Here is a 14,820-nt window from a genome sequence, read left to right on the forward strand (position 1 = left end):
GTGGGGAGGTGGCAGCGGCGGAGCCGCTGACGGAGGGCGCTCGCGGGCTGATACCTCGGTGATGGCCGCTACCCCCCTCCACCGTCCTTTGGACGGTCCCCCTCCCCGCAAGCGGGGAGGATTTTGATGCTCCCCCTCGCGAGCCTCTGGCGCATTGCGCGGCGCGACCTTGCGGCGCGTATCCGTGGCCTTCGCCTGCTCGCCGTGTGCCTCTTTCTCGGCGTCGCGACGCTCGCCGCCATCGGCAGCCTGACCCGCGGCATTACCTCCGAACTCGAGGCGCGCGGGCAGACGATCCTCGGCGGCGATATCGAATTCAGCCTTCCGCAACGACAAGCGACCGACGCCGAAATGGCGGCGTTCCGGGCTGCCGGCACCGCTTCGGCAACCGTGCGGATGCGCGCGATGGCGAATGCGCCGGGCGGCGACGCGCTGCTCGCCGAACTCAAGGCCGTCGACGCCGCCTATCCGCTCTATGGCACGATGCGCACCGACGATGGCGCGCGTCGCGGCCCGCCCCCGCCCGGAGCGGTTTGGATCGGCGCCGACCTCGCTTCGCGGCTCGACCTCAAAGTCGGATCCAGTGTGAAGTTCGGCGAAAAAGCGTTCGTTATCGACGGCATCATCGCCGAAGAGCCCGACCGGCTTGGCGAAGGATTCACGCTCGGCCCCGTCGCACTGATCGGCATCGGCGACCTTGACGCGACGCAGCTTATCCAGCCCGGCAGCCTGTTCGAGAGCAAATATCGCATCCGTTTGCCCGGCGGCGCCAACCCCGAAACCGTCGGCAAGCAATTGACCGAGCAATTTCCGGGCGCCGGCTGGGACATCACCGACCGCAGCAACGGCGCCCCCGGAACGCGCCGCTTCATCGAGCGCATGGGCCAGTTCCTCGCGCTCGTCGGGCTTGCCGCGCTCGTTATCGCAGGGATCGGTGTCGGCAATGGCGTCGCAAGCTATTTGTCGGGGAAGCGGCCTGCGCTGGCAACGCTCAAGGTGCTCGGCGCCGACAGCGCGACGGTCGCGCGCATCTATGGGCTTCAGATTGTCGCGGTTGCCGCCGTGTCGATCGTCGCGGGACTCGCGGTCGGTGCGCTCATCCCCTCGGCAATTGGGTGGATCGCGGGCGATGTGCTGCCGGTCAAGCCCGGCTTCGCCCTCTATCCGCTCCCACTGGCGGTGAGCGCCGCCTATGGCCTGCTCATTGCGCTCGCCTTTGCGCTGCCGCCGCTATCGGCGACACGCCACGTCACCGCCGCGGGCCTCTACCGCGCGACCGTCAGCGGCGCGGCGCGCATCGGCAAGCGCACGATCGCGGCGGTCGTGATCGCCTTCGCGGCCATCGTCGCACTCGCGGTCGGCACTGCGCGCGAGCCGCTGTTCGCGCTGAGCTTCATCGGCGCCGCGGTCGGGCTGCTTCTCATCCTCGTCTTCCTCGGCTGGCTCGTCCGTCGCACCGCGAGCCGCCTGCCGCGCCCACGCCGCCCGCTGCTGCGCCTTGCGCTGGCGAACCTCCACCGGCCTGGCTCTGCCACCGGCGCGCTCGTCGTCGCGCTCGGCCTCGGCCTCACCCTTTTCGTCACCCTCGCCGCGATCCAGACGAGCATCACTGCGGAGATTTCACGCACCGTGCCGCAGCGCGCGCCAAGTTTCTTTGTGCTCGACATCCCGCGCGACCGCAGCACCGAATTCCGCGCGATGGTGACCACCGCCGACAAGGGCGCCGAGCTCAACCTGATCCCCGCACTGCGCGGCAGCGTCACCGAATTCCGTGGCCAGCGCGTCGACGAGCTCGAACAATTGCCGGAGGGCGCGTGGGTGCTGCGCGGCGACCGCGGGCTGACCTACAGTCCCGCGCTGCCCAACGGCAGCACGCTCGTCGGCGGCGAATGGTGGGCGGCCGATTACAGCGGCCCGCCGCTCGTCAGTGTCGAACAGGAGGTTGCCGCATCGCTTGGCCTCGAAATCGGCGATACGCTGTCTGTAAACGTGCTGGGGGTCGAAGTGCAGGCGCGCGTTGCCTCGTTCCGCACTGTCGACTGGGACAATTTCGGGCTCAACTATGTGCTCGTTTTCTCGCCGGGCAGTTTCGACGCCGCCCCGCACAATATGGTCGCGACGGTCGCAGTCGGCGAGACCGCGGAAACCAACCTTGCGCGCAGCATTCCACGCGCCTTCCCCTCGGCATCGCTCATCGCGGTGCGCGATGTCGTCAGCCAGGTCACGATCCTGCTCACGCAGATGAGCCAGGCGATCGCCGCCGCCGCCAGCATCGCGATCCTCGCGGGCATCGCTGTGCTCATCGGCGCGATCGCCGCGAGCCGCGAGCGCCGCGTCTATGACAGCGTGATCCTGAAGCTGCTCGGCGCGACGCGTGGTCAGATTCTGGGAGCGCAGGGGATGGAATATGCGCTGCTCGCATCGGTACTCGCGTTGCTCGCGCTGGGGCTCGGACTGGCCGGGGCGTGGTATGTGGTGACGCAACTTTTCGAATTCACCTTCGCGCCCGATCCGCTGATCGTCGGCCTGACCCTGCTCGGCGGCGCAGGCCTGTCCTTCCTGATCGGGATCGCGGGAAGCTGGCCGCTCCTCTCGGCAAAGCCGGCGCAGGCGCTGCGGAGCCTCTAGTCGATCAGCCTGACCAGCGCCGATACGGCGGCAATGCCGAGCACAAGCGCGACCATCGTCTGCCAGACATGCGGCGGCACGCTGCCGAAATGGCGCCCGCCCAGGCGGTTGCCGAACCACATCGGCGGAAAGAGCAGCAGTGACAGCAGGAAAAGCTTCCACGTCGCGATCCCGACCCACAGCGCCGCGAGCGTCCCGGCAATCGCGGTCAGGAAAAAGATCAGCAGCATCGACGCGCGCGACGTGCGCGGGTCGAGCGCGCGGCGGAGGTAAAAGGGCACAACGGGCGGCCCCGGCATCGCCGCAAAGCCGGTCAACACGCCCGAGACCAACCCGGTCCCCGCGACCGCGATACGCCCCGGGCGGTGCCCCGCCGGCTGCTTGGGCAGCAACACCGCGACAAAGGCACCAACCGCGACGAGCGTGATCAACAGCCTCGCCACCTCAGGCCGCGTCGCATCGAGCGCGACCATGCCCACCGGCGTCGTCGCCATCGCAATGAGCCCGATCGGCAGCGCGGTCGCGCGATCGGCATCGGCCAGGATGATGTTGATACCGACCGGTCCGATCAAAAGCTGAAGCAGAATGCCCAGCACCACCGCCTCGCCCGGCGGGACGATCAGGCCCAATAACGGCACGAGAATGATCGCCATCCCGAACCCCGTCAGCCCGCGCACATAGGCTGCCCCAAAGGTCATCGCCGCCGCACCGGCAAAGGTCAGCGGCGCGAGGTCGACCAGGTCGGCAAGCACGTTCAATCTTTGCGCAGATCCGGCGGCGTCGCTTCGGCCTTCAGCATCGCGATCGCTTCGGAGAGCGGCATGACGCGCTGGCCATCCTGGCCGAGCGTACGGATCGCAACCGTGCCTTCCTCTGCCTCGCGCTTGCCGACGACGAGCAGGTACGGAACCTTGGCGAGGCTGTGTTCGCGGACCTTGTAGTTGATCTTTTCGTTGCGCAGGTCGGTGTCGACGCGGATGCCCGCGGCGGTGAGCTGCGCGACCGCCTCCTTCGCATAATCGTCGGCGTCGCTGACAATCGTCGCGACGACCGCCTGCACCGGTGCGAGCCACGTTGGAAAGCGCCCCGCGAAATGTTCGATCAAGATGCCGATGAAGCGCTCATAGCTGCCGAAAATCGCACGGTGGAGCATCACCGGGCGATGCCGCTCGCCGTCTTCGGCCACATAAGAGGCGTCGAGCCGTTCGGGAAGCACGCGGTCCGACTGGATCGTTCCCACCTGCCACGTCCGGCCGATCGCGTCGGTCAGATGCCATTCGAGCTTGGGCGCATAGAAGGCGCCCTCGCCCGGCAATTCTTCCCAGCCATAGTCGTCGGTCGCAAGCCCCGCGCGCGCCACCGCGGCGCGCAGTTCGGCCTCGGCCTTGTCCCACATCTCCTCGCTGCCGAAGCGCTTTTCGGGGCGCAGCGCGAGTTTGATCGCATAGCTGTCGAAGCCCATGTCCTTGTAGATGCGGTCGGCGAGTTGGCAAAAGGCTTGCACCTCGTCGACGATCTGGTCTTCGCGGCAAAAGATATGCGCGTCGTCCTGCGTGAACTGGCGCACGCGCATCAGCCCGTGGAGCGCGCCGTGCGGTTCGTTGCGGTGACAGCAGCCGTTTTCGTAGAAACGCAGCGGCAGGTCGCGATACGACTTGATCCCCTGGCGAAAGATCAGGACGTGCGCGGGGCAGTTCATCGGCTTGAGCGCCATCCATTCGGCGGCGTCCGAAACCAGCGGCCCGTCGTCTTCGGTATTCGGCACCTCGTCGGGGATGACGAACATATTCTCGCGATATTTGCCCCAGTGGCCCGATTGTTCCCACTGGCGCGCATCCATCACCTGCGGCGTCTTGACTTCGCGATAGCCCGCCGCGTCGATGGCACGGCGCATATAGGCCTCAAGCTCGCGCCAGACGATATAGCCGTGCGGGTGCCAGAACACGCTGCCGTGCGCCTCTTCCTGCAAGTGGAAGAGGTCCATTTCGCGCCCCAGCTTGCGATGGTCGCGCTTCGCGGCCTCCTCGAGCCGGTGGAGATGCGCGTCGAGTTGTTTCTTGTTGAGCCAGCCGGTGCCATAGATGCGCGTGAGCTGCGCGTTGCGCTGGTCGCCGCGCCAATAGGCGCCCGCGACGCGCATCAGCTTGAACGCCTGGGGGTCAACCTTGCCCGTGCTCGCAAGATGCGGGCCGCGGCACATGTCGAGCCAGTCGTCGCCCGACCAATAGACGGAAAGTTCCTCGCCCTCGGGCAATTCCTTTGCCCATTCGGCCTTGAAGACCTCGCCTTCCTTTTCCCATTTGGCGATCAGCGCATCGCGGCTCCACACCTCGCGGCGGAGCGGCTTGTCGGCGCGGATGATCTCGCGCATCTTTTCCTCGATCGCGGGCAAATCGTCCATCGAGAAGGGGTCGCGGCTCTCTGGCGCCTTCACGTCATAGTAAAAGCCGTCGTCGGTCGCGGGACCAAAGGTGATCTGCGTTCCCGGCCACAGCGCCTGCACCGCTTCGGCCAGGATATGGGCATAGTCGTGGCGCACCAATTCGAGCGCGTCGGCCTCGTCCTTCGCAGTAATCAGCGCGAGTTGCGTGTCGGCATCCAGCGGCCGCATGATGTCGCGCACCTCGCCGTCGACGCGCGCCGCGAGCGCCGCCTTGGCAAGGCCGGGGCCGATATCCGCCGCAATCTGCGCCGGGGTAGTCCCGCGCACGACTTCACGGGCAGAGCCATCGGGAAGGGTGACACGGATCATCTCGGACATCGGGAAAGCGGCCTTTCTGGCGGAGTTAAACTGCGCCCCTTTGCCAGCCATGCTGCGCCGCCGCAAGAGGCCCGGCGTATCGTCACGCGCGCGCGTTGCCGAAGACTCGGAACAGGTTGCTTGTCACTATGTAAATGACACTTGACATGCGCGACTCGCTATGTCAATGTTCCTTTACTATTGAACAAGGAGGCTTGACCAATGAATCCCGTTCACCGCGCCCTGCTCTGGTCGGTTGCCCTGATGGGCGTTGCTGTCGCGAGCATTTTTGAGCTGGTCCCGACGGACCTCGCCAACACGCTGATCATCGTGCTGCCGGCGCTGATGATCGCGACGACGCCGCGCGCAGCACGCTGCTGCAGCCTACGCGCAAAGGCCTGACCGATGGCGATCGATGCCCCGACCCGTCGCTATTTTCGCCGCATGGTCGCCGTTTCGGCAATTTATGTGGCCGCGATCTTCGCTGCGAGCAGCATCATCCCCGACGATGCGAAAGCGACGCCGCTGACGGTCGCCATCGCGCTCGTTCCCGGTATCGCGGTGCTCGCTTTCATCTGGGCGATCGGCAGCTTCCTTGCGGAGCTGACCGACGAATATTTGCGTTTTCTGGAGGTGAGAAAAGCGCTGATTGCAACGGCCATGACCCTCGCGCTGACTGCGACTTGGGGCATCCTTGAAATCTATACCGACGTACCGCGGATCGAGATTTTCTGGGTGTTCCCCCTCTGGTGCATCGGCCTTGGCGTCGGCGCGCTTGTCAACAAGCTCACGCTTGGCGACGGGGGCTGTCCGTGAAGAACCGGCTGAAGGTGCTGCGCGCCGAGCGCGACTGGAGCCAGGGCGACCTTGCCGAGCGGCTCAAGGTATCGCGCCAGTCGGTCAATGCGATCGAAACGGGGAAATATGACCCCTCGCTCCCACTCGCCTTTCGCATTGCCGACCTGTTCGACCTTTCGATCGAAGAGATTTTCCTGCGCGATTGACGCATTTTCCCGGAGACTGAACATGTTGAAATGGACGTTTGCTGTGGCGTTTGCCGCAGCCTCGCTTTCGACTACCGCTGCCACTGCCGCTGCTATCCCACAAGCATGCAGCGCGCCATTGTTCGACGGAACGCGCGTTACCGTTGCAATTTCGGGCAATGGCCCCGACGTCGTATTGCTTCCGGGCCTGTCGTCACCCCGCGCGGTGTGGGATCGCACGGCACGCCGGCTGAAGGACGCGTACCGGCTCCACATCGTCCAGATCCGCGGGTTTGGCGATTCTGCGGGCGCCAATGCCACTGGGCCGGTGCTGGACCCGGCATCCAGAGAGGTCGCGGGTTATATCGACGACTGTATCTTGGGAGCGGGACGTGAAGCTCCGGCAATCGTCGGCCACTCGATGGGCGGACTCGCCGGGCTGATGATCGCGGCGCGCCAACCCGACGCGGTCGGGAAGCTGATGATCGTCGACGCGCTGCCCTTTATCGGCACATTGTTCGCCCCGGATGCCACTGTCGAGACGCTGCGTCCACAGGCCGAGGTGGCAGCGGGTGCGATGCGCGCAGAATACGGCCGCCCGCAGCCCGACGGACCGGTCGCCGACCCGGGCGAAAAGAGCCCGATGGGGCGCATGTCGAATAGTGCCGAAGGGCGGATTGCGGTTGCGACATGGGCAAGGGCATCCGACCCCCGAGTGTCCGCCCAGGCCTTTTATGATGTCCTGACGACAGACATGCGCGCTGAACTCGGCTCGGTCACCGCGCCGGTGACGCTTGTCTATGCGCAAGACGATCGGGTGGCGTCGCCCGTTGCAACCAAGGCACTGTTCGAAACGCCCTATCGCGATATTGCCAACTTCCGCGCACAGATGATCTCAGATAGCCGTCACTTCCTGATGCTCGACCAGCCCGCGGCTTTTGCCGAGGCGCTCGATAAATTCTTGGCCGACTGACGCCACAATTTAGATCCGATGCGCGTGCCGCATAGGCCCGCACTTCCACCGACAGCCACACGCGCGACAAGACACTCTTGCAATGATATACTGTATCACTAAATGGGGCGTACGCCTGATCGAAAGCTCCGTACATGTCCCTTGCCGTCGCGCACCGTCCGTCCCTGCGTCATCGCGCCGCCGATCTTGCGGGTGTCGCGTTGTCCGTCGCCTGCCTCGTCCATTGTCTGGCCCTGCCGCTCGCCCTCGTGCTTGCGCCCGCCCTTTCGACATGGCTGGACCTTTCCGGCGAAGTCCACGCCGCGATATTGATGCTGGCGCTGCCGGCTGCGCTTGTCGCCATGGTTGGGGGATGGCGGCGGCATAGGCGGCCGATGCCGGCCCTGCTGGCAGCGACAGGCCTGACGCTTCTTGCGCTGGGCCTTGCCGCGCACGAAACTTGGCTGCCGGTGGCCGACCCCGAGATCGCCGACCGGTTTTTCTCCGGCGCAGGGGCGCTGCTGCTCGCCGGCGCACACCTCATCAACTGGCGCCGCGGCGGCCATCCGGCGACGCATGATTGAATGGTGCGAGCGCGGCTGCGCTTGCGAGGCACCGCAGCGCCCGCTAGGGCGGCACCCATACGGAAGGAAGCCCAGTCGATGTTCAACCGCCTGTTTGTCGATCACCCCAAAAGCGTCGACGAAAGCTATATCGAACATTTCGGCGTCGCGTCGAAATTCGGTGTGACGATGATCTGGGGCGGACTTTGTGCGCTGGTCCACGCAATCGTCCCCGGCTGGTGCATCACCACGGGAAGCGACACGATCCGGCGACTCAACAAGATCATGGTCGAACAGCGCGCCGCAAAAGGCCAGGCGGCCATACAGGTCAACACTGTCGACTGGGTGATCTGAACCCATGACGGATGGTCCCGCGTTTCAGCTCCTCGACCGCACCGGCCGCCCACGCCTCGCCTATCGCCATATCGCTGGCACCGGCCCGACGATCGTCTTCCTCCCCGGTTATATGTCCGACATGGAGGGCGGCAAGGCGACGGCGCTCTATGCCTGGGCTGCCGCCGAAGGGCGGGCATGCCTGCTGCTCGACTATGCCGGGTGCGGATCGTCGGAGGGTTTGTTTGCCGAGCAGGACCTGATCGACTGGCGGGGCGATGTGCTCGACCTGATCGACGCGAAGGCTGAAGGGCCGGTGCTGCTGGTCGGCTCATCGATGGGCGGCTGGCTGATGCTCCTGGTGGCGCTCGCGCTTGTCCGGCGCGACGGTCCGGCGCGCGTGGCCGGACTTGTCGGCATTGCTGCGGCGCCCGATTTCACGGACTGGGGCTTCAGCGACGAAGAGAAAGCGATCATCCAGGCCGAAGGCGAGCTGCGCGAGGACACGCCCTACAGCGACCAGCCCTATGTGACGACGCGGCGTTTTTGGCAGTCGGGCGAGGCAAATCGGTTGCTCGACGCTCCGATCCCCCTTGCCTGCCCCGTGCGCCTGCTCCACGGGCAAGCCGACGGCGACGTCCCGCCCGGGATCAGCCATCGCCTCGCCGCCGCGCTGGCGAGCGAGGATGTACAGGTCACGCTGGTCAAGGGCGGCGATCACCGCCTGTCGCGTGAGGGCGACATCGCGCTACTCATCGATACCGTCGCGCGGCTTGCAACGAACGATTAGAGGAATAAATGGCCCGCAGCGATTTCAAGTTCCACGTCCGAAAACGCGTCCGCTATGCCGAAATCGACGCGCAGGCGGTCGTGTTCAACAGCCGCTACCTCGAATATTTCGACATCGGCATCACCGAATATTGGCGGGCAGTCGGCATCTATGAACGCTGGCCGGTCCACGACAGCCCCGAGTTTCACGTCGCGCGCGCCGAGGTCGACTACAAGGTGCCCATGCTGGTCGACGAAGAGATCGACATCTGCGTGCGCTGTTCGCGGATCGGACGCAGTTCGGCGACATTTCTTTTCGAACTTCACGGCGCGGGCAAGGAGGATTTGCGCGCCACCGGGCTTGAGGTCAGCGTCCATGTCGCCGAAGCGCGCGGCGCCCCCGCTCCCGTGCCCGATGAAATCGTAAACATGTTCGAAGCATTTGAAGGATGCGCGCTCCGCGCCTAAATTGCCCCCATGACCAAATATCTCCACACGATGATCCGCGTCAGCGATCCCGACGCGACAATCGACTTTTTCAAGCTGATCGGGCTCGAAGAAGTTCGCCGCTTTGATAATGAAAAGGGCCGCTTCACGCTGATCTTCCTCGCCGCTCCCGGGCAGGAGGGGATCGCCGAGGTCGAGCTTACTTATAATTGGCCGCCCGAAGACGGTAGCGCGCCCGAGGCCTATTCGGGCGGGCGCAATTTCGGCCATCTCGCCTATCGCGTCGAAAATATCTATGACACCTGCCAGCGCCTGATGGACGCGGGAGTGACGATCAATCGCCCGCCGCGCGACGGACATATGGCCTTTGTGCGCTCGCCCGACGGCATTTCGGTCGAATTGCTGCAGGACGGCTATCTCGACCCCGCCGAACCCTGGGCGTCGATGCCGAACAGCGGAAGCTGGTAAGCAACCAAGGCTGCTTCGTCTTCGCGCCGTCTATGCTATGAACGATGGACGGGGGAAAGGAGACGAGATGGCTGCGCTTGAAATCGTCCGCATTCCGGTCCTCAGCGACAATTATGTCTGGCTGGTCCACGAGTCCGAAAGCGGCGCAACGATGGTGGTCGATCCGGCGGTCGCCGACCCGGTGCTCGCGGCGGCAACCGAGCGAGGCTGGACGATTACCGACATCTGGAACACGCACTGGCACCCCGATCACACGGGAGGAAACGCCGCAATCAAGGAGGCGACGGGGTGTACGATCACCGGGCCCGCCGCCGAAGCGGCGCGCATCCCGACGCTCGACATCACGGTAACGGGCGGCGACACGGTGCGCCTCGGCAATCATGTCGCCGCGGTGTGGGACGTTCCCGCGCACACAGCGGGACATATCGCCTATCATTTCGCCGATGATGGCGCGATCTTTGTCGGCGACACCTTGTTTGCGATGGGATGCGGGCGCCTGTTCGAAGGCACCGCCGAACAGATGTTCGCGAACATGCAGCGGCTGGCAGAGCTGGACGACGCGACGCGCGTTTACTGCGCGCACGAATATACTTTGTCCAACGCGCGCTTTGCCGTCACGGTCGAACCCGACAACAGCGCACTCGCAAAGCGCCTTGCCGCAGTCGAGACCGCGCGAAGCGCCGGTGACGCAACCGTGCCGACAACTATCGGAGAAGAGCGGGCCACCAACCCCTTTTTGCGCGCCAACAGCGCGACCGAACTCGGTCGTATTCGCGCCTTGAAAGATGCCGCCTGATGCGCCGGCTTCAGCGCCTATTCATTATCGATAACAATAATCGCAAGTCGCAAGGAGCATATTCATGGCAAAGCTGAATCTCGTGGGGGCCGCGCTGCTGGCTGCGGCGATGCCGCTTGCTACCGGCTGCGCCCCTGCCGGTTCGGGCGAGCCCGGCGCCGCTGCACTAACGCCGCGGCAGGCCGAAACGCTCGACAAACAGCTTGCGGGCAAGGTCGCGGGTGAACCGACCAAATGCCTGCCCAACTTCCGCACACTTGACCTCGTCCGCGTATCGGACGACATCTTGCTCTATCGCAGCGGATCGAACCTCGTTTATCGCAACAATCTCAAGAGCAGCTGCCCGGGCCTCGCACGCGACAGCGATATATTGGTCATCGAACAATATGGGTCATCGACCTGTTCGGGCGACTTTTTTCATCTGGTCGACCGATCGAGCGGCATTCGCGGTCCGACCTGCGTTTTTGGCGACTTCGTCCCCTATCGCAAACCGGCGGGGGACAAGGGCTAGGCTCCGGCCCGGCAGCAGGCGAGGTTCCGGTTTGCACCGAGCTCTTCGGGTCGCACCCTCGCCTGCGATATGCGCCTACGCTTTGTAGAGCGACGCGATTTTCTCTTCATAGACCTGCCGCAGCACATGGCGGCGGATCTTCATCGACGGCGTCATCTGTTCGTTCTCGATCGTGAAAGGCTCGTCGGCAAAGTCGAACTTCCGCACCTTTTCGATGACCGAAAGCTGGCCGTTGACGCGGTCGACCGCCGCGCGCACCGCCGCGCGAAATTTCTCATGCTCGCGCAGCAGCTTCATGTCCTTGGGCAGCCCCTGTTCCTCGGCCCATTCGCTCGCCCATTCGGGATCGGGCACCAGGATGCCGACCAGGTGCGGACGCTTGTCGCCATAGACCATCGCCTGCAGGATTTCGGGCTGCAATGTCAGCATTCCTTCGACCCGCTGCGGCGACACATTGTCGCCCTTGTCGTTGACGATCAGATCCTTCTTGCGGTCGGTGATGACGATGCGGCCCGCCTCGTCGACATGACCGATGTCGCCCGTGTGGAGCCAGCCGTCGACCAGCACACGCTGCGTTTCCGCCTCGTTGCGCCAATAGCCCTTCATCACCAGCTCGCCGCGCACGCAAATCTCGCCGTCGTCGGCGATGCGCACCTCGGTGTTCATCAGCGGCGGCCCGACCGTGTCCATCTTGAGCCCGGTTTTCGGTCGGTTGCAGCTGATCACCGGCCCTGCCTCGGTCTGCCCATAACCCTGTAGCAGCGTAAGGCCGATCGAATGGAAAAACACGCCGATTTCGGGATTGAGCGGTGCGCCGCCTGAGACGAGCGCCTTCATCCGGCCGCCGAAACGCTTCTGAATCTTGGGCCGGAAAAGCCGGTTGAGCAGCATGTCGACCGGCCGGTCGAGCACCCCCATGCGCCGCTCATAATCCTTTTCGCCGACGCGCAGCGCCTGCGCGAGCATCCAATTGGCCAGCTTGCCCTGCTTTTCGAGCGCCTTGATCATCCGCGCGCGGATCACCTCGAACAGCCGGGGGACGACCACCATGATCGTCGGGCGCGTCTCCTCGATATTGGCGACGAGCTTTTCGAGCCCCTCGCTGTAATAGATTTGCGCGCCGACCATGATCGGGAGGAATTGCCCGCCCGAATGTTCATAGGCGTGGCTCAAGGGCAGGAAGGACAGGAACACCTCTTCCTCCCCGATCCCGAAATCATTGACCAGCACCTCGGCGGCGCCGGCCGCATTGTGCAGGATGGCGCCGTGATGCTGCATCACCCCGCGCGGCGCGCCGCCGGTGCCGCTGGTGTAGATGAGGCAGGCAAGGTCGTCGCGCTTGACGCCAAGGCCGCGCGCCTTGGTTTCTTCGACATAGGTCGCGCCGTCGGTGACGAGGGGCGCCCAGTCGCAAATCTCGACATCGCCCTGCTGCCCGACGCGCAGCGGCTCCATGCTGATAACCAGCTTTGCATCGGACCGCATCACCGCTGGCATCAGGACGCGCGCAAGTTTCGCGGTTGACACGATGACCGCGCGCGCGCCGCTGTTGTCGAGGATATGCTGGTGATCGCGCTCGGTGTTGGTCGTGTAGGTCGGGACGGTGACGCATCCCGCCGCCATGATTCCCAGATCGGCGATGCAGAATTCGGGGCGGTTTTCGCTGACCAGCACGACGCGGTCGCCTTCTTTCAGCCCGAGCTTGCGCAGGTTGTGCGCGAGCGCCGCAACCTGGTTCGCAACCTCGTTCCAGCTCAGCGGTTGCCACGCGCGATCGGCCTTGCGCCACAGAAAGGGCGAATCGCCTCCCTTTTCTGCACGGTCAAAGAACATCGCGACCAGACTCGGAAAATGGTCGAGATGTGGATTCTCCAGCTTCATTCCTCTGCTCTCCCGGGGAGGTATGGGCGTCGGCCTGTGCAGCCGTCTTATCGTATCTGATTAGCCCTGCGGCGGGGCGTCGTCGACCGCCGATGTTCCCGGACCGCGCGGATCGGCGGCGCCGCGCCAATGACCGTCGACGCGTTCGGCCGCATTGAGTTTCGATCCGAGATCGGTGGGCGAAAAGCTGTATCCGAAGGGCGCGATTTTCGCCGCAATCGCCCTACCGGCCTCATTGTCCTCGATGAGAACGCCGTCGCGACCGAAATACAGGTTTGGAAGCGCGATCGCCTCCTCGGCGCTGAGCCCCCAGTCGAGCACTCCGATCAGCGTCTTGGTCACATGCATGATGATGCGCTTGCCCCCCGCCGAGCCAACGGCGAGAACAGGCTTGCCGTCTGGACCGTAGACGATCGTCGGCGACATGGACGAGAGCGGGCGCTTGCCCGGCTGGACACGGTTGGCGGCAGGCGCCCCTGCCTTTTCGGGGCTGAGGTCGAAATCGGTGAGTTCGTTGTTGAGTACAAAGCCGTTGGCAATGAGGTGGCTTCCGAAAATGCTTTCGACTGTCGACGTCATCGAGGCGACATTGCCGTCGCGATCGACCACGACGAAGTGCGTCGTACCATTTTCGGCGACCGGCCCCGACGCGGTCCGCGCCGGTGCGCCGGGCGGGGTTCCGGCGGGATAGTCCTCGGCCGGTCCGAAAGGCGAAATACGGCGGCGGCGCTCGGCCAAATAGGATTTGTCGAGCAGGCCGGCGACCGGCACCTCGACGAAATCGGCATCGCCGAGATAGAGTTCGCGATCGGCATAGGCGAGTTGCATCGCTTCGGCGAGCAGGTGCCAGCTCATCGGATTGTCCTTGCCCATCGCCTTCATGTCCCAACCCTCGAGCATGCCGAGGATACCGAACACGGTCGTCGCGCCCGAGGAGGGTGGGCCCATGCCGCAAAGCTTGTAAACGCGATAGGTGGTGCAGACCGCGGGACGTTCGTCGGCCCGGTAGGCGGCGAGGTCCTTCGCGGTGATTGTCGCTGGGTTGCGCGGGGCGGTCGCGACGGCGTCGATAATCGCGCGCGCGTTCGCGCCGCTGTAAAAGGCGTCGGGCCCGCGCGTGGCCATGTCGCGCAGCAAGGCGGCATAGGCCGGATTGCGAATGCGCGTGCCGACGGGTGCAGGCTTGCCATCGACATAATATATGGCCCGCGCCGCAGGAAAATCCTTCCACAAGGGCTCGAAACGGACGAGCCAATTGTGGAGCACGGGGGTAACCTCGAACCCCTCTTCGGCAAGGCGAATTGCGGGCTGGAGCAGTGCGTCCCAACCCAGCCGCCCCCATTTGCGATGCGCCATCTCCATCAGTCGGACGTTGCCGGGTACGCCTACCGACAGTCCGCCGGGAATGACATCCATATAGCCGCGCGGCTTGCCGTCCGCGCCCAGGAAACGTTCGGGCTTGGCAGCGGCGGGCGCTCGCTCGCGCCCGTCAATGGTGGTAATATTTCCCGCTCTTTCATCATGATAGACGAGGAAGCCCCCGCCGCCGATGCCGCTCGATTGCGGCTCGACGAGCGTGAGCACCGCGACCATCGCGACCGCGGCGTCGGCAGCCGAGCCGCCTTGCTGCAAAATCTGTCGCCCAGCTTCGGTCGCGCGCGGGTCGGCCGATGAGGAGACCCCCTGTGCGAAGGCCAGCGAGGGAAGGATAAAAAGGGCGAGGATAAAGCCGAGGAATCGTTTGATCATG

General features: G+C 64.7%; 16 protein-coding genes. 12 read left to right on the forward strand and 4 right to left on the reverse strand.

The annotated features are described in order from the left end of the window. The first annotated feature begins 126 nt into the window (after positions 1 to 126). Positions 127 to 2,628 carry an ABC transporter permease gene (locus JI743_RS05995; RefSeq protein ID WP_201926864.1) on the forward strand — a complete coding sequence of 834 codons (2,502 nt, stop codon included), beginning with the start codon at positions 127 to 129 and terminating at the stop codon, positions 2,626 to 2,628. Here JI743_RS05995 and JI743_RS06000 read toward each other — a convergent pair. Together JI743_RS06000 and thrS are read right to left on the reverse strand one after the other, a co-directional pair. Next, on the reverse strand, positions 2,625 to 3,380 hold the full coding sequence (locus JI743_RS06000) for a sulfite exporter TauE/SafE family protein (RefSeq protein ID WP_227339928.1): 756 nt from the start codon (positions 3,378 to 3,380) through the stop codon (positions 2,625 to 2,627). The two genes, JI743_RS05995 and JI743_RS06000, sit on opposite strands and share 4 nt — an antisense overlap. A gap of 2 nt (positions 3,381 to 3,382) precedes the next feature. Beyond that, entirely contained in the window at positions 3,383 to 5,389 is a 2,007-nt protein-coding gene (thrS, locus tag JI743_RS06005) for a threonine--tRNA ligase (RefSeq protein WP_201926866.1), read from the reverse strand. A gap of 201 nt (positions 5,390 to 5,590) precedes the next feature. On the opposite strand from thrS, the gene JI743_RS06010 reads away from it, so the two are divergent. The 11 genes from JI743_RS06010 (at position 5,591) to JI743_RS06060 (ending at position 11,189) form a co-directional block, all read left to right on the forward strand. Next, entirely contained in the window at positions 5,591 to 5,770 is a 180-nt protein-coding gene (locus tag JI743_RS06010) for a hypothetical protein (RefSeq protein ID WP_201926868.1), read from the forward strand. 3 nt (positions 5,771 to 5,773) lie between these two features. Continuing rightward, on the forward strand, positions 5,774 to 6,184 hold the full coding sequence (locus JI743_RS06015) for a hypothetical protein (protein WP_201926869.1): 411 nt from the start codon (positions 5,774 to 5,776) through the stop codon (positions 6,182 to 6,184). Next, the gene (locus JI743_RS06020) at positions 6,181 to 6,372 is read left to right on the forward strand and encodes a helix-turn-helix transcriptional regulator (RefSeq protein WP_201926871.1); all 192 of its coding nucleotides are present in this window, start codon (positions 6,181 to 6,183) and stop codon (positions 6,370 to 6,372) included. Before JI743_RS06015 ends, JI743_RS06020 begins: the two co-directional genes overlap by 4 nt. Positions 6,373 to 6,394: 22 nt before the next feature. Next, positions 6,395 to 7,324 (forward strand): alpha/beta fold hydrolase, encoded by a 930-nt coding sequence (locus tag JI743_RS06025; protein ID WP_201926874.1) that lies wholly within the window; start codon positions 6,395 to 6,397, stop codon positions 7,322 to 7,324. 134 nt (positions 7,325 to 7,458) lie between these two features. After that, on the forward strand, positions 7,459 to 7,887 hold the full coding sequence (locus JI743_RS06030) for a MerC domain-containing protein (protein ID WP_201926876.1): 429 nt from the start codon (positions 7,459 to 7,461) through the stop codon (positions 7,885 to 7,887). 78 nt (positions 7,888 to 7,965) lie between these two features. Further along, positions 7,966 to 8,220, forward strand: coding sequence for a DUF6356 family protein (locus JI743_RS06035; protein ID WP_201926878.1), 255 nt, complete (start codon positions 7,966 to 7,968; stop codon positions 8,218 to 8,220). A 4-nt stretch (positions 8,221 to 8,224) separates the two neighbouring features. Continuing rightward, on the forward strand, positions 8,225 to 8,989 hold the full coding sequence (locus tag JI743_RS06040; RefSeq protein ID WP_201926880.1) for an alpha/beta fold hydrolase: 765 nt from the start codon (positions 8,225 to 8,227) through the stop codon (positions 8,987 to 8,989). Positions 8,990 to 8,997: 8 nt separating this feature from the next. Next, positions 8,998 to 9,435, forward strand: coding sequence for an acyl-CoA thioesterase (locus JI743_RS06045; RefSeq protein WP_201926882.1), 438 nt, complete (start codon positions 8,998 to 9,000; stop codon positions 9,433 to 9,435). Positions 9,436 to 9,444: 9 nt separating this feature from the next. After that, positions 9,445 to 9,882: a VOC family protein gene (locus tag JI743_RS06050; RefSeq protein WP_201926885.1), complete on the forward strand. Its 438-nt coding sequence runs from the start codon at positions 9,445 to 9,447 to the stop codon at positions 9,880 to 9,882. Between the two features lie 67 nt (positions 9,883 to 9,949). Beyond that, on the forward strand, positions 9,950 to 10,678 hold the full coding sequence (gloB, locus tag JI743_RS06055) for a hydroxyacylglutathione hydrolase (protein WP_201926887.1): 729 nt from the start codon (positions 9,950 to 9,952) through the stop codon (positions 10,676 to 10,678). A gap of 64 nt (positions 10,679 to 10,742) precedes the next feature. Continuing rightward, a complete protein-coding gene (locus JI743_RS06060) occupies positions 10,743 to 11,189 on the forward strand; it encodes a hypothetical protein (protein WP_201926889.1) in 447 nt (148 codons plus the stop codon). Between the two features lie 75 nt (positions 11,190 to 11,264). Here the strand turns inward: JI743_RS06060 and JI743_RS06065 are convergent, their stop codons facing one another. Both JI743_RS06065 and ggt read right to left on the reverse strand, forming a co-directional pair. Continuing rightward, on the reverse strand, positions 11,265 to 13,070 hold the full coding sequence (locus tag JI743_RS06065) for an AMP-dependent synthetase/ligase (protein ID WP_201926891.1): 1,806 nt from the start codon (positions 13,068 to 13,070) through the stop codon (positions 11,265 to 11,267). Between the two features lie 60 nt (positions 13,071 to 13,130). Further along, the gene (gene ggt, locus JI743_RS06070; RefSeq protein WP_201926893.1) at positions 13,131 to 14,819 is read right to left on the reverse strand and encodes a gamma-glutamyltransferase; all 1,689 of its coding nucleotides are present in this window, start codon (positions 14,817 to 14,819) and stop codon (positions 13,131 to 13,133) included. Position 14,820: the final 1 nt, after the last annotated feature.

This window comes from Sphingopyxis jiangsuensis (assembly GCF_016734905.1).
GTDB classification, from domain to species: domain Bacteria; phylum Pseudomonadota; class Alphaproteobacteria; order Sphingomonadales; family Sphingomonadaceae; genus Sphingopyxis; species Sphingopyxis jiangsuensis.